Annotated in this window: 21 protein-coding genes; all 21 read left to right on the top strand. The window is 43.2% G+C overall.

Annotated elements, in window-relative coordinates; translation table 11 throughout:
- Positions 1 to 11: 11 nt before the first annotated feature.
- The 21 genes from ribF to yfmF all read left to right on the top strand — a co-directional run bounded on the left by ribF (position 12) and on the right by yfmF (position 24,916).
- The gene (gene ribF, locus ATG71_RS17255; protein ID WP_098440739.1) at positions 12 to 962 is read left to right on the top strand and encodes a bifunctional riboflavin kinase/FAD synthetase; all 951 of its coding nucleotides are present in this window, start codon (positions 12 to 14) and stop codon (positions 960 to 962) included.
- 135 nt (positions 963 to 1,097) lie between these two features.
- Positions 1,098 to 1,367, top strand: coding sequence for a 30S ribosomal protein S15 (gene rpsO, locus ATG71_RS17250; RefSeq protein WP_034760125.1), 270 nt, complete (start codon positions 1,098 to 1,100; stop codon positions 1,365 to 1,367).
- 346 nt (positions 1,368 to 1,713) lie between these two features.
- Positions 1,714 to 3,837, top strand: coding sequence for a polyribonucleotide nucleotidyltransferase (pnp, locus tag ATG71_RS17245; RefSeq protein ID WP_098440738.1), 2,124 nt, complete (start codon positions 1,714 to 1,716; stop codon positions 3,835 to 3,837).
- 143 nt (positions 3,838 to 3,980) lie between these two features.
- A complete protein-coding gene (locus ATG71_RS17240; protein WP_098440737.1) occupies positions 3,981 to 4,985 on the top strand; it encodes a polysaccharide deacetylase family protein in 1,005 nt (334 codons plus the stop codon).
- A 28-nt stretch (positions 4,986 to 5,013) separates the two neighbouring features.
- Positions 5,014 to 6,255, top strand: a complete 1,242-nt coding sequence (locus tag ATG71_RS17235; protein ID WP_098440736.1) for a M16 family metallopeptidase — start codon at positions 5,014 to 5,016, stop codon at positions 6,253 to 6,255.
- 119 nt (positions 6,256 to 6,374) lie between these two features.
- Positions 6,375 to 6,608, top strand: coding sequence for a YlmC/YmxH family sporulation protein (locus ATG71_RS17230; RefSeq protein ID WP_034760116.1), 234 nt, complete (start codon positions 6,375 to 6,377; stop codon positions 6,606 to 6,608).
- A 172-nt stretch (positions 6,609 to 6,780) separates the two neighbouring features.
- Positions 6,781 to 7,683, top strand: coding sequence for a dipicolinic acid synthetase subunit A (dpaA, locus tag ATG71_RS17225; protein ID WP_098440735.1), 903 nt, complete (start codon positions 6,781 to 6,783; stop codon positions 7,681 to 7,683).
- Positions 7,677 to 8,273 (top strand): dipicolinate synthase subunit B, encoded by a 597-nt coding sequence (gene dpaB / locus ATG71_RS17220; protein ID WP_179886654.1) that lies wholly within the window; start codon positions 7,677 to 7,679, stop codon positions 8,271 to 8,273. Before dpaA ends, dpaB begins: the two co-directional genes overlap by 7 nt.
- A gap of 201 nt (positions 8,274 to 8,474) precedes the next feature.
- Complete coding sequence (gene asd, locus ATG71_RS17215) at positions 8,475 to 9,521, top strand: aspartate-semialdehyde dehydrogenase (protein WP_483295313.1); 1,047 nt, start codon at positions 8,475 to 8,477, stop codon at positions 9,519 to 9,521.
- A gap of 87 nt (positions 9,522 to 9,608) precedes the next feature.
- Positions 9,609 to 10,847 (top strand): aspartate kinase, encoded by a 1,239-nt coding sequence (dapG, locus tag ATG71_RS17210; protein ID WP_098440733.1) that lies wholly within the window; start codon positions 9,609 to 9,611, stop codon positions 10,845 to 10,847.
- Positions 10,848 to 10,870: 23 nt separating this feature from the next.
- Entirely contained in the window at positions 10,871 to 11,743 is an 873-nt protein-coding gene (gene dapA, locus ATG71_RS17205) for a 4-hydroxy-tetrahydrodipicolinate synthase (protein WP_286163049.1), read from the top strand.
- Positions 11,744 to 12,028: 285 nt separating this feature from the next.
- On the top strand, positions 12,029 to 13,696 hold the full coding sequence (locus ATG71_RS17200; protein WP_098441885.1) for a ribonuclease J: 1,668 nt from the start codon (positions 12,029 to 12,031) through the stop codon (positions 13,694 to 13,696).
- 144 nt (positions 13,697 to 13,840) lie between these two features.
- Positions 13,841 to 14,575, top strand: coding sequence for a ClpP family protease (locus tag ATG71_RS17195; RefSeq protein WP_098441884.1), 735 nt, complete (start codon positions 13,841 to 13,843; stop codon positions 14,573 to 14,575).
- Positions 14,572 to 14,778, top strand: a complete 207-nt coding sequence (locus tag ATG71_RS17190) for a YlzJ-like family protein (protein ID WP_098440732.1) — start codon at positions 14,572 to 14,574, stop codon at positions 14,776 to 14,778. Before ATG71_RS17195 ends, ATG71_RS17190 begins: the two co-directional genes overlap by 4 nt.
- A 184-nt stretch (positions 14,779 to 14,962) precedes the next feature.
- The gene (locus ATG71_RS17185) at positions 14,963 to 17,326 is read left to right on the top strand and encodes a DNA translocase FtsK (protein ID WP_098440731.1); all 2,364 of its coding nucleotides are present in this window, start codon (positions 14,963 to 14,965) and stop codon (positions 17,324 to 17,326) included.
- A 424-nt stretch (positions 17,327 to 17,750) separates the two neighbouring features.
- On the top strand, positions 17,751 to 18,476 hold the full coding sequence (locus ATG71_RS17180; RefSeq protein ID WP_098440730.1) for a GntR family transcriptional regulator: 726 nt from the start codon (positions 17,751 to 17,753) through the stop codon (positions 18,474 to 18,476).
- 50 nt (positions 18,477 to 18,526) lie between these two features.
- The gene (locus ATG71_RS17175) at positions 18,527 to 19,621 is read left to right on the top strand and encodes a BMP family lipoprotein (protein ID WP_098440729.1); all 1,095 of its coding nucleotides are present in this window, start codon (positions 18,527 to 18,529) and stop codon (positions 19,619 to 19,621) included.
- A 211-nt stretch (positions 19,622 to 19,832) separates the two neighbouring features.
- Positions 19,833 to 21,368 (top strand): ABC transporter ATP-binding protein, encoded by a 1,536-nt coding sequence (locus tag ATG71_RS17170; RefSeq protein WP_098440728.1) that lies wholly within the window; start codon positions 19,833 to 19,835, stop codon positions 21,366 to 21,368.
- Positions 21,361 to 22,410, top strand: a complete 1,050-nt coding sequence (locus ATG71_RS17165) for an ABC transporter permease (protein ID WP_098440727.1) — start codon at positions 21,361 to 21,363, stop codon at positions 22,408 to 22,410. The genes ATG71_RS17170 and ATG71_RS17165 overlap by 8 nt, the downstream gene beginning before the upstream one ends.
- A complete protein-coding gene (locus ATG71_RS17160; RefSeq protein ID WP_098440726.1) occupies positions 22,411 to 23,370 on the top strand; it encodes an ABC transporter permease in 960 nt (319 codons plus the stop codon).
- A gap of 271 nt (positions 23,371 to 23,641) precedes the next feature.
- Positions 23,642 to 24,916, top strand: a complete 1,275-nt coding sequence (gene yfmF, locus ATG71_RS17155) for an EF-P 5-aminopentanol modification-associated protein YfmF (protein WP_098440725.1) — start codon at positions 23,642 to 23,644, stop codon at positions 24,914 to 24,916.
- Position 24,917: the final 1 nt, after the last annotated feature.

The raw sequence follows: 24,917 nt of genomic DNA, 5'->3' as shown, positions 1-24,917 counted from the left end.
GGTGAAATACTGTGAAAGTAATAACTGTACATCATCCCCATTCAATTAGTAAGAATGAATTTCCACCCCTGGTACTCGCTCTGGGGTACTTCGATGGCGTTCATAAAGGACATCAAAGGGTGATCAGGTCAGCAGTGGAAGAAGCGAAGGAACAGGGCGTTTCAAGCGCGGTGATGACATTTGATCCCCATCCTTCCGTTGTACTGGGTCATAAACATAAGCATATACACTACATAACACCTTTGGAAGATAAGAAAGAAATCATAAAGGAACTCGGTGTGGATTATTTATTCATTGTCCGGTTCACGTCAGAATTTGCAAATCTGACTCCCCAGGACTTCGTCGATCAATATATTATCGGGCTTAACGTAAGGCATGTCGTAGCAGGATATGATTATTCATATGGCAGAATGGGAAAGGGGACGATGGAAACCCTCCCCTTCCATTCCCGTGAGATGTTTGCTTCCACGACCGTTTCAAAACTGACAGATGTTGATCTGGATTTGAAAGTGAGTTCTTCCTTGATAAGGGAAAACCTCAAAGAAGGTGATGTATCCAGGGTGAAGAACCTTCTTGGCAGACCATTCAAAATGAAGGGAACGGTCATACACGGAGATAAAAGAGGGAGAAAGATCGGGTTCCCTACAGCAAATATCGAACTCTCCGATGACTACCTGACCCCTAAGGTGGGGGTTTATGCGGTAAGGATGAAAATTCATGATAAATGGTTTGATGGTGTGTGCAATATCGGGTACAAACCAACCTTCAAAAATCCGGATGATTATTCTTTGTCAATTGAAGTCCATCTTTTTGATTTCCACACTTCCATTTACGGAGAAGAAGTGTTCATTGAATGGTATGATAGAATAAGGGACGAACAGAAATTTTCCGGAATAGAGGAGCTAATCTCCCAAATTCAGAAAGATAAGGACCAGGCGATAGACTACTTTGCGAAAAATTGAGGATTACACTTGATTTTTATATAAAAGAGTAGTATTCTAAATATCGTATGAAATGAACCTTTGCTTGGCATCACGATTCACCAACGGCTGCTCAGTAACAGGGGATTTGAAAGAAATTATTAGGAGGTGAAAAGGATGGCTATCACTAAAGAGCGTAAAAACGAACTTATCAGTGAATACAAAGTACATGAGAACGATACTGGATCTCCAGAAGTTCAAATTGCTGTCCTAACTGAAGAAATTAACAACCTGAACGATCACTTACGCGTTCACAAGAAAGATCACCACTCTCGTCGCGGTCTTCTTAAAATGGTAGGTCACCGTCGTAATCTATTATCTTACTTACGTAAGAAAGATGTACAACGCTACCGTGAGTTAATTAACAAATTAGGTTTACGTCGATAAACAGACAAAGGAAGCGGGATTATGTCCCGCTTTTTCTTTAGCTTTCATAAGTGGAAATCTTTGTATGATCCTCCACTTCTTTTTATACATTTTCATCATTTGAAGTATTCATTTTTCTCGTTTTTGTCTAAAATACATAATATGTATACAATGTGGATGGAAATCCATCGTACAATGGGGCAGGCATCCGCTTTGATACAACATCCTGTATTTACATAGTCAGCAGGGATTCAAATCAAACGAATATAACAGCGCATATGTGCATGATATAGATTATTTTTTATGTTTATCCGGGTTGGGTACAGGCCGAACCTTTTAGTGATATATAAAGAGAGGGGTACACTTTATGGAACAAACTAAACAAACCTTTTCCATCGAATGGGCCGGAAGAGAATTGACGGTCGAAGCTGGCCAATTTGCCAAACAAGCGAATGGAGCGGTAATGGTACGCTATGGAGATACTGCGGTACTTAGCAGTGCTACAGCTTCTAAAGAACCAAAACCTTTGGATTTCTTCCCATTAACCGTTAACTATGAAGAGAGATTATATGCAGTGGGTAAAATCCCTGGAGGATTCATTAAACGTGAAGGCCGCCCGAGTGAGAAAGCCATCCTTGCGAGCCGCTTAATAGATCGTCCCATCCGACCATTGTTCGCAGATGGATTCCGTAATGAAGTTCAAGTAATCAGCATTGTGATGAGTGTAGACCAGAATTGTTCATCTGAAATGGCCGCTATGTTTGGTTCCTCATTAGCGCTATCGGTTTCAGATATTCCGTTCGAAGGTCCGATTGCAGGAGTCATCGTTGGTCTTGTTGATGGGGAATTCATCATTAACCCTTCTGTCGAGCAATTGGAGAAGAGTGAGATTCATTTATCCGTTGCCGGTACGAAAGATGCCATTAATATGGTGGAAGCTGGTGCAGATGAGGTTCCGGAAGAGACAATGCTTGAAGCAATCATGTTCGGTCATGAAGAAATTAAGCGTCTGGTTGCTTTCCAGGAGGAAATCGTCGCTAAAGTCGGTAAAGAAAAATCTGACATTCAACTTGTAGAATTAGATCAAGACGTTGAGGCAGAGGTTCGTTCCATATGTGAAAGTGAATTGATTCCTGCCATTCAGGTTCAAGAAAAGCATGCCCGTGAAGAAGCCATCGGAGCTGTTAAAGATAAAGTGATGGCCGTATATGAAGAAGAGAAGGAAGCCGACGAAGCTACCTTGAAACAAGTGAAAAAAGTATTGGATATGCTTGTGAAAAATGAAGTTCGCCGACTGATCACCGAAGACAAAGTCCGTCCAGATGGCCGGAAAGTTGACGAAATCCGTCCATTGTCCTCAGAGGTCGGTTTATTGCCAAGAACTCACGGGTCAGGATTATTTACTCGTGGACAAACTCAAGCACTAAGTATTTGTACGCTGGGTGCTTTAGGAGATGTTCAGGTACTTGATGGCCTGGGAATTGAAGAATCAAAACGATTCATGCACCATTATAACTTCCCTCAATTCAGTGTAGGATCCACAGGACCGATCAGAGGACCAGGTCGCCGTGAAATCGGACACGGAGCATTGGGAGAAAAGGCTCTGGATCCAATTATTCCAAACGAAAAAGACTTCCCTTATACAATCCGTCTTGTATCGGAAGTACTCGAATCAAACGGTTCGACTTCTCAAGCAAGCATTTGTGCAAGTACCCTTGCGATGATGGACGCCGGTGTTCCTATTAAAGCACCAGTAGCCGGGATTGCTATGGGTCTGATCAAGTCTGGTGAAAACTATTCCATCCTGACAGACATTCAAGGAATGGAAGATCACCTTGGTGACATGGATTTTAAAGTAGCCGGGACTTCCAAAGGTGTAACCGCTCTTCAAATGGACATCAAAATTGACGGGTTATCCCGTGAAATCCTGGAAGAAGCACTTCAACAGGCGAAAAAGGGAAGAATGCAGATCCTTGATAGCATGTTAGCAACAATCGGTGAAGCAAGAACGAGCCTGTCCCAATACGCTCCGAAAATCCTGACGATGCATATCAATCCGGATAAAATCCGTGACGTCATTGGGCCAAGTGGTAAGCAGATCAATAAGATCATCGACGAAACAGGCGTTAAGATTGATATTGAACAGGACGGAACGATCTTCATCTCATCTACTGATGAAGAAATGAATAAAGTGGCTAAGAAAACGATTGAAGATATCGTAAGAGAAGTTGAAGCCGGTCAAATGTATCTTGGAAAAGTGAAACGAATTGAGAAATTCGGTGCATTTGTAGAAATATTCAGTGGTAAAGACGGACTTGTCCATATTTCTGAACTTGCAGAAGAACGTATCCGCAAGGTGGAAGATGTAGTGGCAATCGGTGACGAGATCCTTGTAAAGGTTCTGGATATCGATAATCAAGGAAGAGTCAACTTATCACGAAAAGCAGTTCTTAAGGAACAGCGCGAAAAGGAAGAACAAAACCAGGGTTAATCTTTAAGATTGGCAGGCTGTCCTGTAGGGAGCAAACTCTCCTCCGGGACGGCTTTTTTTATCTGTTCGATGAGCTTTAATGCCCCATGTTCTACCCTGTTCTTTTCTTACATATGTTTGTAGGAGAAGGAAGGTGGACAGGGATGAAAAAAAAATACTTGATTGGAATTAGTCTAATTGCTATTCTGACTTTAGTAGTAGTGGAGAATCCTCTTTCAGATCAGTATGTGAACGGATTAAAACAAGAGGTGGTAGTGGTGAATGGCGTAAACAGCACAAACGACCTCACCCGTATGATAAAAGAGGAAGCCAAATCAAGAGAGATACCGGCTCAGGATGCTGTGATAGATACCGTTTGGAAAGCTACACCTGGATATAATGGATTGAAAGTAGATGTAGAGGCGTCTTTACAAAACATGAAGAAAGAAAAATCGTTTGATGAAGACAAGCTGATTTTCAAACAGATCCCTCCTGAAAAGCATTTGCCTGATTTACCTGCCTCTCCCGTCTATCGTGGGAATCCTGATAAGCCCATGGTGTCCTTTATTATCAATGTAGCGTGGGGAAATGAATACATCCCTGATATGCTTGCAACTTTGAAAAAGCATCAGGTATATGCTACGTTCTTTCTAGAGGGGAGATGGGTGAAGAATAACCCTGACTTGGCGAAGATGATTGTGGATGCAGGTCATGAGGTGGGGAATCATTCGTATTCCCATCCTGATATGAAAGTACTTGAAGCCACCAAGGTAAGAGAAGAATTGAAAAAGACAAATGAAATGATTGAAGTGACCACGGGCGAAAAAGTAAAATGGTTTGCTCCCCCAAGCGGCAGCTACAGGGATGAAGTCGTGAATATTGCAGATGAAATGAATATGAGGACGATCATGTGGAGTGTGGATACGATTGACTGGCAAAAACCACAACCCAATGTGCTGATCGAACGTGTAATGAGTAAGATGCACAAGGGGGCGATTGTGCTCATGCATCCCACTGCTTCAACAGCCAATTCATTGAACACGCTAATTCTTCAAATAAAAGAAAAAAACTTAAGGCTGGGTACGATTTCAAGTTTAATGAAAGAAGAGAGAATCGTAGAAAAGGCAGATAATTCGCCAAAACAAGGAGATAGTAAGAAGAAGCAGTAACTTCGCATCATGAATAGGAGGAACTTTCTTGATTAAGAAATATACATGCCAAAATGGATTGCGAATCGTACTGGAAGAAATTCCACACGTTCGATCCGTAGCGATAGGGGTCTGGATCGGTACCGGCTCACGTAATGAAACCGAACAAAATAATGGGATCTCCCATTTTCTTGAGCATATGTTTTTTAAAGGCACAAAAACCAAGACTGCACGTGAAATAGCCGAATCATTTGATAGCATAGGCGGACAGGTTAATGCGTTTACTTCAAAGGAATATACGTGCTATTATGCAAAAGTATTGGACAATCATGCAGATTATGCATTACATACACTGTCAGATATGTTTTTCAATTCCACTTATGTAGAAGAGGAATTGAATAAAGAAAAAAATGTGGTGTATGAGGAAATCAAAATGTATGAAGACACCCCCGACGATATCGTACATGATCTGCTCAGTAAGGCAATTTATGAAGAGCATCCACTGGGGTATCCGATCTTGGGAACGGAAGATACTTTAAACACATTCAATCAGTCTAAACTGAAGGAATATATGCATGATATGTACACACCGGATCAAGTTGTGGTATCCGTGGCCGGAAATGTGGATGAGTCATTCATCAAAGAGGTTGAGAAGTTATTCGGTTCATACCAAGGTGGTAAAGGACCTGAAGAGAGGATCAAACCTGCTTTTCATTACAATAAGCTTGCCCGTAAGAAAGATACGGAACAGGCACATTTATGCTTAGGGTTCGATGGTCTTGAGATCGGTCATCCTGACATTTACAACTTGATTGTGTTGAATAACGTATTGGGTGGCAGTATGTCTTCCCGTCTGTTCCAGGAGGTTCGCGAACAGAGAGGCCTTGCCTATTCTGTATTCTCCTATCACTCCGCATACGAAGACAGCGGCATGGTGACCATTTACGGGGGAACAGGGGCCAATCAATTAGATCAATTATTCGATACCATCGACAGTACACTGCAAGCTCTTAAAGCAGAAGGGATCACCTCTAAAGAACTGCAAAACAGCAAGGAGCAGTTAAAAGGAAACCTTATGCTGAGCTTAGAAAGCACCAATAGCCGTATGAGCAGGAACGGAAAGAATGAATTACTGCTGAAACGACACCGGACCCTGGACGAGATCGTCGAAGAAATCGATGGTGTGACCATGGATAAAGTCAACCGTCTGGCTTTGGACATCTTCACGGATGACTATGCTTCCTCACTCATCAGCCCGGATGGAAACCTGCCTCAAAACATGAAAAAATGAACGTGAAAAGCAGTCCTCAGGAGGGCTGCTTTTTTTTATGGAACGGTAAAGTTTTTCTTCTAAAGAAGGTGGACAGTGTATACATTGTACTACATAGCTTTTTTTAGGGGGATACAATCATGAGGCTAAGTGAATTAAGCGGGAAGGAAATCGTTGATTATAAAAAAGCGGAGCGGCTTGGCATCCTTGGCCAGACAGATCTTGAATTTAATGATAAGTCAGGCAGCATCAGTGCACTGATCATCCCCACCGGGAAATGGCTGAGGAAGCAGGGGGGAGAAATCCGGGTTCCCTGGCATCAGATCAGGACAATCGGGGCAGATATGATCATTTTGGAAGTCTCGGATGACTAATTCAATACTGCAGCAAAACGAAACGGGTCCTGACCCGTTTTTTATTTTGCCTGCTTTTCTCAAACCGTCCATACCTGCTTTTCTTCTCACCCATTGGGTATGTGCTACATACACTGTTGAAGTGAAAAGGGATTTAGAATAGCGATTATGTAAAAAGTAGGTGAAATCAGTGATGCTGACCGGAATGCAGATCGCAGTTCTAGGCGGAGATGCTCGTCAACTTGAGATTATTCGAAAGCTTACGGAGTTGGATGCCAAAATATCACTCGTAGGTTTTGAACAATTAGATCATGCCTTTACAGGGGCCACAAAGGAAAAACTCGATGAAGTGGACTTTTCAGTGATGGATGCCATTATCTTACCTGTACCCGGCACGAATCTACAAGGAGAAATCGATACGATTTTTTCAAATGAGAAAATCACGTTAACGGAAGAAATTGTATCTGAAACGCCAGAGCACTGTACGATCTATTCAGGAATTAGTAATGCGTATTTGGACCAAATCATGTCTTCAACGAACCGCAAACTTGTTCAGTTGTTTGAAAGAGACGACGTTGCCATCTATAACTCCATCCCTACAGTAGAGGGAACGATTATGATGGCTATTCAACATACAGACTTTACGATCCACGGATCCGACATCGTGATATTAGGTCTCGGCAGAGTGGGTATGAGCGTGGCCAGGACATTTCATCATTTAGGTGGAAGGGTAAAGGTCGGAGTGCGCAAAAGCGAGCACTTGGCCAGGGTGACGGAAATGGGGCTAGTGCCATTCCATTTGGACCATTTGGAAAAAGAGGTTGAGAATTGTGATATTTGTATTAATACAATTCCAGTGCACATTGTGAAGGCTGGCGTTATAGCCAAAATGCCTGCCCATACATTAATTATCGATTTGGCTTCAAAGCCGGGCGGTACAGATTTTCGTTATGCAGAAAAGCGCGGGATTAAAGCATTATTAGCCCCTGGGCTCCCAGGGATCGTAGCACCGAAAACGGCAGGGCAGATCCTGGCGAATGTTCTTTGTCAATTATTAGAGGAAGATTTTGATTCAGGGAAGGAGAGTTCATCATGAGTGTGAAAGGAAAACGTATCGGGTTTGGTCTCACAGGATCTCATTGTACGTATGATGCCGTGTTCCCAGAAATTGAGAGATTAGTGAATAATGGTGCGGAAGTCATGCCGATTGTGACATCTACCGTTATGAATACGGAAACAAGATTCGGTAAGGGAGAAGATTGGATCAAACGTATCGAAGACGTGACCGGACATAAAGTGATTGATTCAATCGTTAAAGCAGAACCACTTGGGCCGAAGATTCCACTGGATTGCATGGTGATTGCACCCCTCACGGGTAATTCAATGAGTAAGTTTGCCAATGCAATGACCGATTCCCCTGTGTTAATGGCAGCCAAAGCAACACTGCGTAATCACCGCCCGGTAGTACTCGGTATTTCCACAAATGATGCTCTGGGGTTGAATGGTGTTAATCTGATGAGATTGATTTCAACGAAAGATATTTATTTTATTCCGTTTGGGCAGGATGCACCTGAAAGTAAACCAAAGTCGATGGTTGCGAGGATGACATTAATTCAAGAAACAATCGAAGCGGCCATGGATGGGCATCAGCTTCAACCCGTCGTCATCGAAAGATATTTAGATTAATTCAAGAAGAAGGTCATCCCACGGGGAATTCAAATGACCTTCTTTTCATGTATGTATAGATAGACAAACCCGGAATCATCAATAAAAAATCCTATTGTCGAATAATTGTTTATGTTAAAATATTCTTTATTATAGTAATAGACTAAATTAACTTACCTATTGTACTATGAGAATATTGAATGGTTGGAAGGAGAGAAGATTTTGAATACATCGGGATTTCATGTAGCTGTTGTGGGTGCCACCGGTGCCGTCGGACAACAAATGCTTCAAACATTAGAAAAAAGGGATTTTCCAATAAAACAATTGACTTTACTATCATCAGCACGCTCTGCAGGCTCAACTGTCCAATTTAAAGGCAAAGAATGGACTGTTGAAGAAGCGAAGCCCGAAAGTTTCGAAGGGGTCGACATCGCTTTATTTAGTGCAGGTGGAAGTGTATCAAAACTTCTTGCTCCTGAAGCCGTAAAACGCGGGGCAGTCGTAGTCGACAATACGAGTGCATATCGGATGGATCCGGATGTTCCACTTGTCGTCCCGGAAGTGAATGAAGAGGACATTAAGCTTCACAATGGAATCATTGCCAATCCGAACTGTTCGACGATTCAAATGGTTGCAGCACTCGAGCCGATACGTAAGCAGTATGGCTTGAAGAAAGTAATCGTATCCACTTATCAAGCCGTTTCAGGTGCCGGTGCCGTTGCCATTGATGAACTTCATGCACAATCCCAGGCCATTTTATCCGGTGAATCATTTGAACCTGGTGTGTTACCTGTAAAAGGCGGCAAAAAACATTATCAGATTGCTTATAATGCCATTCCTCAAATTGATACGTTTCAGGACAACGGCTTTACATTCGAAGAAATGAAAATGATCAATGAAACGAAAAAGATCATGCATATGCCTGCTCTGAAGGTATCAGCGACATGTGTCAGATTACCGGTTGTAACAGGTCACTCCGAAAGTGTATATATTGAAATTGAGAAGGATTCAGTTTCGGTGAAGGATATCCATGCACTTCTTCAAGATGCACCCGGGGTAACCCTGGAAGACGTACCTGAAGAACAAATCTATCCGATGCCTGCTCATGCCGTAGGTAAGCCGGATGTATTTGTGGGCCGCGTCCGTAAAGATCTTGATGAAGAAAAAGGGTTCCATATGTGGGTTGTCTCTGACAACTTACTGAAGGGAGCTGCCTGGAACTCTGTTCAAATTGCAGAAAGTTTAATGAATCTGGGGCTAATTAAGTAAATAAGAGGGATCATTTCAGCAATTAATCTGCATAATTCCACTAATCATTTTTCCAATACCTCTTGAATATGACAACGAGGTGTAGTCATGAAAGTGATCGTTCAAAAATTTGGTGGAACTTCTGTACGTGATGAGGCAAGTCGTCTGAAAGCAATCGCCCACACGAAACAAGCAATCGATAAAGGATATAAAGTGGTGGTTGTCGTCTCAGCCATGGGAAGAAAAGGGGAACCCTACGCCACAGATTCCCTGTTGTCCTTAATCGGTGGCAGAAACACTTCAATCAGTAAACGGGAACAGGACCTATTACTATCCTGTGGAGAGATCATTTCGAGTCTGGTATTTTCCAATATGCTCCTCGAGCATGGAATCCGGTCGACAGCCCTGACCGGAGCTCAGGCAGGGTTCCGGACGAATAACGATTTTAACAATGCTAAAATTTTAGAGATGAAATGCAGCCGGTTGGTAAGGGAACTGGAACATCATGATGCCGTCGTAGTGGCAGGCTTCCAGGGAGCTACCAAGGACGGGGATGTGACTACCATCGGAAGAGGAGGGAGCGATACCTCCGCCTCTGCTCTTGGTGTCGCATTAAAAGCGGACTACATCGATATTTTTACAGATGTGGAAGGGGTCATGACCGCTGATCCACGTATTTCTTCCAAAGCAAGACCGATAACGGTGGTTTCATATAATGAAGTTTGTAATATGGCATATCAGGGAGCCAAGGTCATCCATCCAAGGGCGGTTGAAATTGCCATGAATTCGAATGTGCCGATACGAATTCGTTCAACCTATTCAAATGGAGAAGGCACTCTTGTGACGACACTGGAAAATACGAAGGCCCATAAAGAGTTCAGGAGTCACCCCGTCACTGGGATTGCTCATGTATCCAACCTCACCCAAATTAAAGTATTCGCAAAAGAAGATCAGTATAATCTTCAAGCCGAAGTGTTCAAAGCCATGGCCAAAGAGGGGATCAGTGTTGATTTCATTAACATATCCCCGAGAGGTGTCGTGTACACGGTGGGTTCTTCGGTAGCGGATGATGCAATCAGGGTTTTGAGAAAGATGGGGCATAACCCCGTCATAGAATCTGAGTGTGCTAAGATCTCCGTGGTGGGGGCGGGAATGACAGGTGTACCCGGGGTGACTTCTGCCATCGTATCATCCCTCTCTAACGAAGGGATCCGTATCCTACAATCAGCAGACAGTCATACGACCATCTGGGTCCTGGTGAAGGAAATGGACTTGATCAATGCCATCAATGCCCTTCATGACACATTCCAATTACAAGAAAGAAATGCTACATTCAGAGTGGGATAAACTTACTGAGGAGAGTGACTAGATTGAATTTTGGCCGCGTTTCGACGGCGATGGTTACACCATTTGACCGTAAAGGAAATATTGATTTTACTAAAACGACGCAATTAATCCATTATCTGATCGAGAATGGATCAGATTCATTAGTAGTAGCAGGCACTACCGGGGAGTCTCCCACATTAACGAAGGAAGAAAAAATCGCCCTATTCCGTCATGTCGTGAAAGTGGTGAATGGCAGAATTCCGGTCATTGCCGGTACGGGAAGCAACAATACCCATGCTTCGATCGAACTTACTAAAAAGGCGGAGGAGGCAGGCGTCGATGCCATCATGCTGGTAGCGCCTTATTATAATAAGCCGAGTCAGGAAGGGATGTACCAGCATTTTAAGGTGATTGCAGAATCAACTTCCTTACCTGTCATGCTGTATAATATTCCGGGCAGGTCAAGCGTCAATGTCTCCCCTGAAACGATTGTTCGTTTATCAAAAATTGAGAACATCGTTGCTGTGAAAGAAGCAAGCGGGGATCTGGACAATATGACTGAAATCCTTTCCAATACGACTGAAGATTTTATGTTGTACAGTGGTGATGACGGCCTCACACTGCCGGTATTATCCATTGGCGGGGCGGGAATTGTGTCAGTGGCCTCTCATATCATCGGAAATGAGATGCAGGAGATGGTATCTTCCTTTTTAGGAGGGAACATCACCCATGCAGCACAACTGCATCAAAAGCTTCTTCCGATCATGAAAGGCCTGTTCACGAGCCCGAACCCCACTCCGGTCAAAACGGCCCTCCAGATGAAAGGCCTGGACGTTGGCTCTGTGCGGTTGCCACTGATCCCTTTAACAGAAGTAGAAAGAGCAAAGCTGTCTCACTTGCTCGAAGCCTTATCTTAATATAATGCGCATCTATATCCCAAAGACTGTGGAGCTATGTCCTTCACGGTCTTTTGTTCTTTCTAATAGGGCTAAATCCGTTTGTACTCTCAGTGAGATAATTCTTCAAAAGAAGAAGGAATTATTCTTACCGTATCGAAATAGTAACGTAGAATAAATGTTTGCAGTCTTTTTCCTAATCCTGAAGATGAAGGATAAAATTGGTTGTACTACCAAAATGGTATCAAGTATAATGAATATAACTGATTGAAGATCGGGGAAGGAACAGCATAGGAGGACATAATGGTGAGTAAGATAAAGAATGAAAGCATTAAGGTGATACCACTCGGGGGAGTGGGAGAGATAGGCAAGAACATGTACGTGATTGAAGTCGACCATGAAATATTCGTGATTGACGCAGGACTTATGTTTCCTGAAAATGAAATGCTTGGGATCGATATCGTCATTCCTGACATTCAATATTTGATTGAAAATAAAGAACGGGTAAAAGGGATCTTCCTGACTCATGGACATGAAGACAGTATTGGTGCGATTTCATATGTATTAACGAAGATCAAGGCTCCAGTCTATGGAACGCGCTTAACGAATGCACTGGTAAAGGCACGTCTGAAAGATGAACATATAAGGGATGATGTGAAGTTCTATACGATTCATTCTGATAGCTACCTTACTTTTGATGGTGTGAATGTGACGTTCTTTAAAACCACACACAGTATTCCTGATTCAGTCGGGGTTTGCATACATACATCTGAAGGGGTCATCGTACACACAGGAGAATTCAAGTTCGATCAATCGGCAAAGCATCTTTACCGGCCGGATTTAGGCAAGATGGCGCAAATCGGTGAGAAGGGTGTCCTTTGTCTATTGTCTGATAGTAAAGAGGCCGAGAGACCAGGGTTTACAACATCAGAGTCTGTTATCGAACAACATATCACGAACGCCTTGAGAAAAGCCTCAGGGAGAGTGATCGTAGCATGCTTCGCTTCGAATTTAATTCGCCTTCAGCAGGTATTTGATGCAGCTGAGCAGAATAATCGAAAAGTGGCTGTGGTCGGGAAGAGCTTAAAGAGAGTTTATGATGTGGCCTTGAAACTAGGATACCTTCATGTCCGGGATGAAATGATCATCGAAATTGACGAAATGGATGATTATCCTAAAGATGAAGTCCTCATCATAGCCACAGGAACTCAAGGGGAACCGTTTGAAGCCCTTCAACGGATGTCCAAGCGTTCCCATCGTCTTGTAAATATTGAAGAAGGTGACACGGTCCTCATAACCGCCACCCCTTCCCCAGGCATGGAAGTGACAGTGGGGAGGACGATCGACATGCTTTATAGAGCAGGGGCAAATGTATTAACCGCTTCGAAAAAAGTTCATGTCTCAGGTCATGGGAGTCAGGAAGACTTAAAGTTCATGTTGAATATCATGAAACCAAAATACTTCATACCCATCCAGGGTGAATATAAAATGCTCGTCGCTCATACCCAGCTCGCCCATGACACGGGACTGCCTTATAAGCAAATCTTCATCATGGATAAGGGTGACGTACTTCAATACAAGGATGGTAAGATGAGAATGAGCGGCCGTGTTCAGGCGGGGAATGTATTGATTGATGGGATCGGTGTCGGGGACGTAGGGAATATTGTCCTTCGTGACCGTAAGCTGTTATCGGAAGACGGTGTATTTACGGTTGTCGTCACCATCAACAGAAGATCCAAGTCTATCGTCTCAGGCCCTGAGATCATCTCCAGGGGATTCGTATATGTGAGGGAGTCCGAGGAATTGATCGAAGGGGCAGGGGGGATCGTGACGGATGTGGTTCACTCCTATCTGCAAAAAGGTTCTTTTGAATGGACAGCGATCAAGCAGGACATCCGGGATCAACTGAATTATTACCTATTTAATAAAACACGTAGAAGACCGATGATTTTACCGATCATCATGGAAGTATAAAGTGTGGGGCTATTTGTTTCGAACAAATAGCCCTATATTTATTTGATCATAAAGAATAAAGTATGAAAACACTCCCATATTAAAATAATAACAAGAGAATGGGAATGAAAAGGAGATGTTTTCATGGAACAAAATCGTGAACATATGCAGGATGAGCCAAATAAAGGTCAAGATGATCAGAAAGATAAACCGTCTGGATTGATGGAAAAGATTCAACAGCTGGGTCAAACCAATGTTCCGCAACTTTCTCAAGACTCCAATATTCACTGCCTCACCATTGTGGGCCAGATAGAAGGACATATGCAGCTTCCGCCCCAAAATAAGACAACAAAGTATGAGCATGTCATACCCCAGCTTGTGGCCATTGAACAAAATCCCAAAATCGAAGGGCTGGTCGTGATTCTGAATACAGTCGGGGGAGATGTGGAAGCGGGTCTGGCCATTTCCGAAATGATCGCCTCATTATCCAAGCCTACTGTTTCTGTCGTGCTTGGGGGAGGACACAGCATCGGGGTTCCGATTGCTGTATCTTGCGACTTCTCGTTCATTGCAAGTACGGCTACTATGACGATCCACCCGGTCCGATTAACCGGTTTAGTCATCGGTGTGCCCCAAACCTTTGAGTATCTGGATAAAATGCAGGATCGGGTAGTCAGCTTTGTGACTAAGCACAGCAATATCACGGAGGAGGATTTTAAAGACCTAATGTTTGCAAAAGGGAACCTCACAAGGGATATAGGTACGAATGTGGTGGGGGATGATGCCGTGGAGTACGGATTGATCGATGGAATTGGCGGCATCGGGTCGGCAATCAGAAAGATCAATGAATTGATCGAGATGAAGAAGCAGGCAGATTCACAAGAGGGGCTGGTGCAATGATCCTCTATACAATGGTACCCAATGATCTTGTGTTTCCCACCGATGAAAATGAATTCAGCGGGCAAATGATGATAAACTATCAGGGCGTCCCCCTTCTGGTTCAGCAGGAGGAAAGCAAATATCGAATCATCAGGGTCATGAGCAGTGATCCAGCCCATTACTTAAATGATCAAATCTGCCCAGGGGAATATCTAAACAATTAAGTGAGAAAGAGGATTTTCCCGAAATAGGGGATATGCTATAATATTACTCAGAAGACAGTATATACAAAAAGTTCACGGGAAGGGTTTGACACCTTAGGCACATACATTGCCCCAAAGGGTCAGCCCTTTCTTCATCTTCCAGTACATAAATCAGATAGACTTCAACAGAATTTAGGTGAATGGTTTGGCAAAACGAAAAAAAAGAAAAAAACGCTCTCAAACAGGCTCTGCACTGAAACAGACGATCAAGTATGAAATCATCGGATTGATCTTATCCGCATTAAGCTTGATCTCCATCATTGAGCTTGGAGCCGTAGGAAAGGCACTTGTCTATTTTTATCGTTTCTTCCTCGGGGAATGGTATATGATTGCCCTTCTATGGATGCTGTATGTAGCAGGCTACCTGATGATAAAACGGGAGGTACCGATGTTGTTCAGCAGGAGACTTGTGGGGGTATATATCATCATTGCAAGTTTCCTCCTGTTAAGTCATGTGAAATTATTTGATCTCCTTTCAAATGGTGGTTCATTCTCTAATCCCAGTGTCATCATGAATACGTGGGATTTATATTGGATGGATGTCAACGGTGAATCCAGTACTTCCGATCTTGGAGGAGGGATGATCGGCAGCATCCTGTTTGCGGTTTCCTACTTTCTATTCGATTCACAAGGGGCAAGGATCGTGAGCGCAACGTTCATTATGATCGGCATCATCCTTGTGACGGGTAAATCCATTGGGGACGTGCTTGGAAGAGCAGGGAAACGCTTTGGCGCGTTTATGAGTGGGCAATGGTCAGCCTTTAAACAGGATATGAGCGACTGGAAGGAAGAGCAATCCAAGAAAAAAGAAATAAAAGAGAAGAAAAAGAAAGATGAACCAATGAAGAAAAAGGAAGAATCGCCTGAACCAATGGTTACCGAGGAAGAAGAAACACGGGAACCGATCATTTCCAATTTTGCAGAGCGTGCATATGGCGGCTCACAATCAAAAGAAGACCCCATAACTTCAGAGGCCGGGACAAGTAACGATAAAGAGGCTTCCTCATCAGGAAAAGAAGGCGATACGGAAGGGGAAGCAGAAGCATCCCCGCCAATCACCTTTACGGAAGTGGAAAATAAAGATTACAAGCTTCCTTCGATCTCTTTATTAAAAACCCCGAAAAAAACGGATCAGAGTAACGAATATCAATTGATTCATGCCAACGCGGCTAAGCTTGAAAGAACATTCCAGAGCTTCGGGGTAAAGGCGAAAGTGACGCAAGTCCATCTTGGCCCCGCCGTCACAAAGTATGAAGTACATCCAGATGTAGGGGTTAAGGTGAGTAGAATCGTCAATCTGAGTGATGATTTGGCGTTGGCCCTTGCAGCGAAAGATATTCGGATTGAAGCTCCGATTCCGGGTAAGTCGGCCATCGGAATTGAGGTTCCGAACTCAGAAGTGGCCATGGTGTCCCTGCGGGAGGTTCTTGAAGCGAAGGAGCACAACAAACCGGATGCGAAACTGCAGATTGGTTTAGGGCGTGACATTACAGGTGAAGCGGTACTCGCCGAGCTGAATAAAATGCCTCACTTACTAGTAGCGGGAGCAACAGGGAGCGGTAAGAGTGTATGTATCAATGGGATCATTACGAGTATACTCATGAGGGCCAAGCCCCATGAAGTAAAGCTGATGATGATTGATCCGAAAATGGTTGAGCTTAATGTATACAATGGAGTTCCACATCTGCTGGCACCCGTCGTAACAGATGCCAAGAAAGCGTCTCAGGCTTTAAAGAAGGTTGTCAGTGAAATGGAGCGGAGATATGAGTTATTCTCTCATACGGGAACCAGGAATATCGAAGGCTACAACGACTACGTGAAGAGACAGAATATAGAAAATGAAGATAAACAGCCTCTGCTCCCTTATATCGTAGTGATTGTAGACGAGCTGGCGGATCTCATGATGGTAGCCTCGAGCGACGTGGAGGATGCCATTACAAGGCTTGCACAGATGGCACGTGCTGCCGGGATCCATCTTATCATTGCGACGCAGCGCCCATCGGTAGACGTGATCACAGGGGTCATCAAAGCCAATATCCCATCACGCATTGCCTTCGCCGTATCATCCCAAACCGATTCCAGAACGATCCTGGATTCCGGTGGAGCTGAAAAGCTTTTGGGAAGAGGAGATATGCTCTTCATGCCAGTCGGGGCATCCAAGCCAACAAGGGTGCAAGGTGCTTTTTTATCAGATGAAGAAGTAGAAGAAATCGTAGACTTTGTCATCTCCCAGCAAAAGGCTCAATATCAGGAAGAAATGATTCCCGATGAAGTGCCGGAGGAGAAGTCAGGGGAAGCGGAAGACGAGTTATATCATGATGCCGTCCAGTTGATCGCAGAAATGCAAACAGCATCCGTTTCGATGCTTCAAAGAAGATTCCGGATCGGCTATACGAGGGCCGCGAGATTGATCGATGAAATGGAAGTAAGGGGAGTCGTAGGCCCCTATGAAGGCAGCAAGCCCAGAACCGTCCTGGTCGGCAAGCCATCAGAAGAGCAAAGTTCCTAATCTAAGGTGTGTTACTCTATTCAACTCGAATGGGGTAACATGCCTTTTTTCATGCGTGGAATGAGGGAAATACCCGATTTGAATACGCTTTATTGAAAGTGATACGGGTTTATCCACGAATGTGTTATACTATTAAAAGCGTTTACAAATGTAATGCCTTTGTTGAGAGTATGTAAAAAATGATAAAGAAAAACGATTCCACTGTAAAAAAGTAGTTAAAATATTCCATTTAAGCGCAGTTAATCAACTATTTTTTCAATATTTTTACAGAAAAGGATTTTAAATTGTCATTCTAATCATTTTTTTCGACAAAATCACACAATGCTATTCCTTTATCAAAAGAAAAGTGTTATAGTATTTTCGATTAGTAGGAAAGATATACATCAGAGGTCTGATGTCTTGAGAAAATGTGGTGGTGGTTCCAGTGACAATAAAAACAGACAATCGGCATTTATACTTACAAGTAATTGACCGTTTGAAGAAGGATATCGAGGCGGGAATATACAAAGAAAAAGAAAAACTCCCATCTGAATTCGATCTTTCCAAACAATTAGGTGTAAGTAGGGCTACTCTTAGGGAAGCCCTCAGGATTCTTGAGGAAGAAAGTGTCATCGTACGACGTCATGGTGTAGGTACATTTGTAAACGCCAAGCCGCTCTTCACTTCTGGTATCGAGCAGCTGAACAGTGTAACGAACATGATCAAGCAGGCTGGTATGGAGCCAGGGACCATTTTCTTAAGCTCAACAACTCAAGAGGCTACTGAGGATGATGTGAAGAGGTTTATTTGCAATGAAGAGGACGACGTGATCCTCATTGAAAGGGTTCGAACCGCAAACGGGGAACCGGTTGTGTATTGCGTAGACAAAATTCCTGAGAAAGTCATGCCGAGGAATTTCACACATGAGGATAATTCAATTTTCACTGTTTTAGAAAAACGGGAGAATAAGAGAATTACCCATGCAGTGGCACAAATTGAACCAATGGGATATCACGATAAAATCTCCCCTATTCTAAATTGCGAGCCGGAAACAGCCTTACTCGTTTTGAAGCAAATGCATTTTGATGAAAACGATGAGCCAATCCTGTATTCCGTAAACTATTTCAGATCAGACAAATTTAGCTTCCAGGTATTAAGAAAGCGCGTATAACAGCAATCCATCTTACTACTAATTTATTACAATAATAGGGGGTACTCTAGGTGAAAAAACGTAAATTTGGTTTAGCGTTATCATTTGTTCTGGCAGCAGGTACATTATTAGGTGCTTGTGGAACAAGCGAGGACAAAGAAGGTGCATCTAGTGGTGAAGGCAAGAAAGAAGATCAATTTACAGTAGCAATGGTTACAGATGTTGGTGGAGTGGATGACAAGTCTTTCAACCAATCAGCATGGGAAGGTCTTAAAGCCTTCGGTAAAGAGAACGACATGGAAAAAGGTAAAGATGGATTTGACTACTTGCAGTCACAATCAGATGCTGACTATGCTACGAACTTAAACAAATTAGCTCGTCAAGATTTTGACTTAGTATATGGTATCGGTTTCCTTATGGAAGGTGCAATCACTGAAATTGCACAACAACAAAAAGATTCACACTTCGCAATCGTTGATGCTGTTGTAGATCAACCAAACGTTGCAAGCATCATGTTCAAAGAGCAGGAAGCTTCTTTCCTTGCTGGTGTGACAGCAGGACTTGCGACTAAAACGAACAAAATCGGATTCATCGGTGGTATGGAGATTCCGGTAATCGAACGCTTCCATTCTGGTTTCATTGCTGGTGTTAAAGCGGTCAATCCTGATGCGGAAATCGTTGCAGATTATGCAGGTGCTTTCGACAAAGCTGAACTTGGACAAACAATTGCATCAAAAATGTACACTCAAGATGTAGACGTAATCTTCCACGCAGCTGGGGGAACGGGTAATGGATTATTCAAAGAAGCACGTGACCTGAAAGAAAAAGATCCTTCACGTGAACTTTGGGCAATCGGTGTTGACTCCGACCAATCAGCAGAAGGTAAAGTAGGAGATCATAATATCATCCTTACATCGGCTCTTAAGCGCGTTGATAACGCAGTAGTGGATCTTTCCACTAAAGCAAAAGAAGGAAATTTCCCTGGTGGGGAGCAAATCCTTTATGGACTTAAAGAAGACGGTGTAGGACTTGCTGAATTAAATGACGAACTTTCCAATAAAGATGAAGTCATGAAAAAAGTAGATGAATGGAAAGAAAAGATTACTAGCGGAGATGTAAAAGTTCCTGAATCTATTAAAGATGCGGAAGCTTTCTCAGCTAACTAATCGGATAAGAAGGAAAGTGGCCGGAGGATATCCGGCCGCATATCCTCATGAAAATGGATTCAAACATTAATAGAAATTTAATTGAAGTATAGAAAATTTCTATCTTTCATTTAGATTTTTATTCGGGGAAACCCTTTTTTTTCTGAGTAGTGAAGGTCTGACCTCTAACTACTAGATAAATATCCCTAGTCTATGCAAGGAGTGATTAGCAATGGATTATGTAATTGAGATGCTGAATATCCGTAAAGAATTTCCAGGCATCGTAGCAAATGATAACATTACCCTCCAGCTCAAAAAAGGTGAAATTCATGCGCTTCTTGGTGAAAATGGAGCAGGTAAGTCGACATTGATGAACGTGTTATTCGGCTTATACCAGCCTGAGCAGGGAGAAATCCGTGTTAAAGGGCAAAAAGTGAATATTACCAACCCGAACATCGCCAATGATCTTGGAATCGGGATGGTTCATCAGCATTTCATGCTCGTCGATACATTCACTGTAACGGAGAATATCATTCTCGGAAGAGAGCCGAAATCCGGGGCGACAGTGGATATCAAAAAAGCTGAAAAAGATATTCTGGATATTTCTGAACGATATGGTTTGAAAGTAGATCCCAACGCTAAAATTTCAGAAATTTCAGTAGGTATGCAGCAACGTGTGGAAATATTAAAGACACTTTATCGTGGAGCAGAAATCCTGATCTTTGATGAACCGACCGCCGTATTGACACCTCAAGAGATCAAAGAACTGATTCAAATCATGAAAACATTGATTAAAGAAGGTAAATCAATCATCCTTATCACTCACAAGCTAAAAGAGATTATGGAGGTGTGTGATAATGTAACCGTTATCAGAAAAGGTAAAGGGATCGGCACAGTGAAGGTCTCAGAAACGGATCCGAATCACCTTGCCAGCCTGATGGTGGGGCGTGAAGTCACATTTAAAACAGAGAAGAAAGAAGCAACACCTAGTGATAATGTTCTGGAGGTTCGTGACTTAAACGTAAAAGATCAGCGAAATGTCCCTGTTGTAAAGGGATTGAACCTTGAGGTGAAAGCAGGGGAAATCCTTGGCATAGCCGGTGTGGATGGAAATGGACAAAGTGAGTTGATTGAGGCCATCACGGGTCTTCATAAAGTCGACAGTGGTTCAATCAAACTGAATGGAAAAGAAATCGCAAATATGAAACCCCGTAAAATTTATGAGTCGGGTGTAGGTCATATTCCTCAGGATCGGCATAAACACGGCCTTGTACTTGATTTTCCTATCGGGGAAAATATGGTTCTTCAGACTTACTACCAGAAACCATATTCCAACAAAGGGGTACTTAGTTATAAAAATATTTACAACCAGGCAAGAAAATTGATAGCGGAATTTGATGTCAGGACTCCATCAGAATTCACCCTTGCCCGTGCTTTGTCCGGGGGAAATCAGCAAAAAGCAATCATCGGCCGTGAGGTTGACCGGGATCCGGATCTATTGATTGCGGCCCAGCCGACAAGGGGCCTTGATGTAGGGGCGATCGAGTTTATCCATAAACGTCTGATCGAACAAAGAGATAATGGAAAAGCGGTTCTTCTGCTTTCATTCGAACTCGATGAAATCATGAATGTTAGTGACCGTATCGCCGTGATCTACGAAGGTCAGATTGTAGCAATTGTTAATCCAAGGGAAACAACGGAACAAGAACTTGGGCTCTTAATGGCTGGTTCGAAGAGGAAGGAAACGGGAGGGGAATCACATGTCTAACCGCTTAACAAATGTATTAATCCCGGTCATCTCAGTCCTTTTAGGTATCATTGTCGGAACGATCATCATGCTGGTGAGTGGGTATGACCCGATTGCAGGGTACACTGCATTATGGAACGGGATCTTCGGTGAGATCTATTATGTAGGAGAAACGATCCGTCAAGTGACACCATATATTTTAGCAGGACTGGCTGTTGCCTTCGCCTTTAGAACGGGTCTATTTAACATCGGTGTGGAAGGTCAATTGATTGTGGGCTGGCTTGCAGCTGTATGGGTTGGGGTTGCCTTTGATGGTTTACCTAAGCTGATCCACCTGCCGCTTGCCATCATTGCAGCAGCATTGGCGGGGGCTCTATGGGGCTTTATCCCGGGACTTCTTAAAGCGAAATTCCGCGTACATGAAGTCATTGTCACGATCATGATGAACTATATTGCTCTTCATGTTACAAATGCCATCATCCGTGATGTCATTACTGACCGTAAAGATCGTACAGATATGATTGCAGATACAGCTTCATTGAAATCACCTTTCTTTGAAAGTTTGACAGATTACTCCCGATTGCATTGGGGGATTTTCATCGCCCTTGCATGTGTATTCATCATGTGGTTCCTGCTTGAAAAGACAACGCGTGGATATGAGTTGCGTTCTGTAGGATTCAACCAGCATGCTTCGCAATATGCCGGTATGAACGTAAATGGGAACATCATCCTTTCCATGGTCATCTCTGGAGCGTTTGCCGGCCTTGCAGGAGCGATGGAAGGGCTTGGCACATTCGGCTATGCTTCAATCAAGGGAGGATTTACAGGTGTCGGATTCGATGGGATCGCTGTAGCCCTTCTTGGTGGTAATGCGGCCATCGGAGTTGTATTCGCCGCGCTTCTATTTGGAGGACTTAAGGTAGGGGCACTGAATATGCCTCTCGATGCAGGAATACCAAATGAACTGGTAGATATTATTATTGCCCTTATCATTTTCTTTGTAGCATCCGGTTATATGATCCGTTATCTGATTCAACGATTTAGTAAAAAGGGGGTGAAATAAGTGGGTTTCATTGATATTTTGACAATACTCATCCCATCGACATTGCTTTGGGCAACTCCACTTATTTTCACTGCTTTGGGAGGGGCGTTCTCAGAGCGTTCAGGTGTAGTAAACATTGGACTCGAAGGCCTTATGGTCATCGGTGCCTTCTCAAGTATTGTATTCAACCTTGCTTTTGCAGATACGTTCGGTGCAGCGACTCCTTGGGTCGCGCTTCTTGTGGCCATGGTGATGGGGGGACTCTTGGCTGTCCTGCATGCCGTTGCTTCCATTACATTCAGGGCTGACCAGGTTGTATCAGGTGTAGCCATCAACCTGCTGGCAGTCGGGTTGACTCTTTTCTTAGTCAAACGTATCTATGGAAAAGGTCAAACGGATATCATCTCTGAAGGATTTGGAAAGGTCGATGTTCCATTGCTCCACAAAATCCCGGTCATTGGAGATATCTTCTTTTCCAACACATACTGGCCGCCATTCGTCGCGATCCTTGTATCTTTCATTGTTTGGTTCATTATGTTCAAAACCCCGTTCGGTTTAAGATTGCGTTCTGTAGGTGAGCATCCTATGGCTGCAGACACAATGGGAATCAATGTAACGAAAATGCGCTATATCGGTGTCATCATTTCCGGTGCTTTTGCAGGTGTCGGCGGGGGAGTATACGCCCAGGCGATTTCCTCGGATTTCAGCCATGCAACGATCAGTGGACAAGGGTTCATGGCCCTTGCAGCCTTGATCTTCGGGAAATGGCATCCACTTGGAGCCATGGGAGCGGCCCTGTTCTTCGGCTTCGCCCAAAGTTTAAGTATCATCGGATCAAGTATCCCGTTGTTTGAAAACATCCCAAGTGTATTCCTATTGATTGCGCCATATGTGCTTACCATCCTGGCACTGACCGGCTTCATCGGTCGTGCAGATGCACCTAAAGCACTTGGTACACCATACATCAAAGGAAACCGTTAATAGAATCGAGAATAAGTGAAAGGATATCCTGGAAATAGGGATATCCTTTTTTTTTGTTTAAACTGTGTTTGAAAGGGATTTTGATACAAACATAAAGAGAAATCCATATGCATATAATGGTTTATTCAAAAGTGTATTTTACCAACAGAGGAAGATGCTTGAAATCAATCTCTCTCTACATGTATAGTTATACATAAATACCGCACAATAAGGGTGTTTATTAATTTTGTATCTAAATCGAAGGAAGTATGGAACTAAGGAGGACGGTACGATGACAGCCATAAACGAGATAGTGAAGAAGAAACCTGGATACACGCTACATATCGTGCAGACGGATAAGTATAAAACCAATAGCCTTGTATTAAAGATGAAAGCCCCCCTCGACCCCGAAACAGTCACTTTACGGGGATTGCTGCCCCATGTGATGCAGAGTAGCACGAAGACCTATCAGAGCACTACGGAGTTACGCTCCCATCTGGATGAGTTATATGGAGCGAACTTCTTTGTGGATTTAGGTAAAAAAGGTGAGTACCATGTGGTCAGTATGTCTGTTGAAATCGCTAACGAAAAGTTTTTGAAGGATTCTGAGCCCCTGCTTCAAAAAGGAATCGAATTCCTTGCAGATGTCCTTCAGAACCCTCATGTTGAAAATAATGAGTTTGACACGAAAACAGTCGAAAAAGAAAAGCGGAATCAAAAGGTTAGAATTCAAGCAGTATATGACGATAAAATGCGCTATGCTAATTCACGACTGGTGGAAGAGATGTGTAAAGGTGAACGTTTCGCCCTCCATGTGAATGGTGTAAGTGACGAAGTGGAGTCCACCACTGCGAAGAGTTTATATGAATATTATCAAAAAGTGATGGCTGAAGATCAGTTTGATCTTTATGTGATCGGTGATGTTGATGTTAAAGAGGTTGAAAGCCTCTGTGATCGATTACTCCAATTGAATGAACGTACTCCTCAACAAGTGGATGCTTCCTTTGTGAAGCAAAAGGAAAATGAAAACGTCGTAAAAGAAAAGCAGGATGTGAAACAAGGGAAGCTGAACATGGGCTACCGTACACATACTCAATATGGCGACGATGATTATTTCGCTCTTCAAGTATTCAATGGAATATTCGGTGGTTTCTCCCATTCCAAATTGTTCATTAATGTGAGGGAGAAAGCCAGCCTCGCATATTATGCAGCAAGCCGTCTCGAAAGTCATAAAGGTTTATTGATGGTAATGTCCGGAATCGAATTTGAGAAATATGATCAAGCGGTAGGAATCATCAACGAGCAGCTCCAGGCAATGAAGGATGGAGACTTCACGGATGGTGAAATCGACCAGACAAAAGCGGTCATCCGAAACCAGCTTCTTGAAACCATCGATACCTCAAGAGGTTTGGTCGAAGTTCTTTACCATAATGCCGTAGCTCATGAAGAAATCGACCTCAAACATTGGTTGGATGAGATTGAAAAGACAACAAAAGAAGATATCGTAAAAGCCGCAAATAAAGTTGAACTTGATACGATTTACTTTCTAACAGGAATGGAGGGATAAA

This window comes from Bacillus sp. es.034, from assembly GCF_002563655.1.
In the GTDB taxonomy this organism is placed as follows: domain Bacteria; phylum Bacillota; class Bacilli; order Bacillales; family Bacillaceae_B; genus Rossellomorea.
Note: the sequence above shows the minus strand (reverse complement) of the source record. Positions and strands in the feature narration are given on the sequence as shown.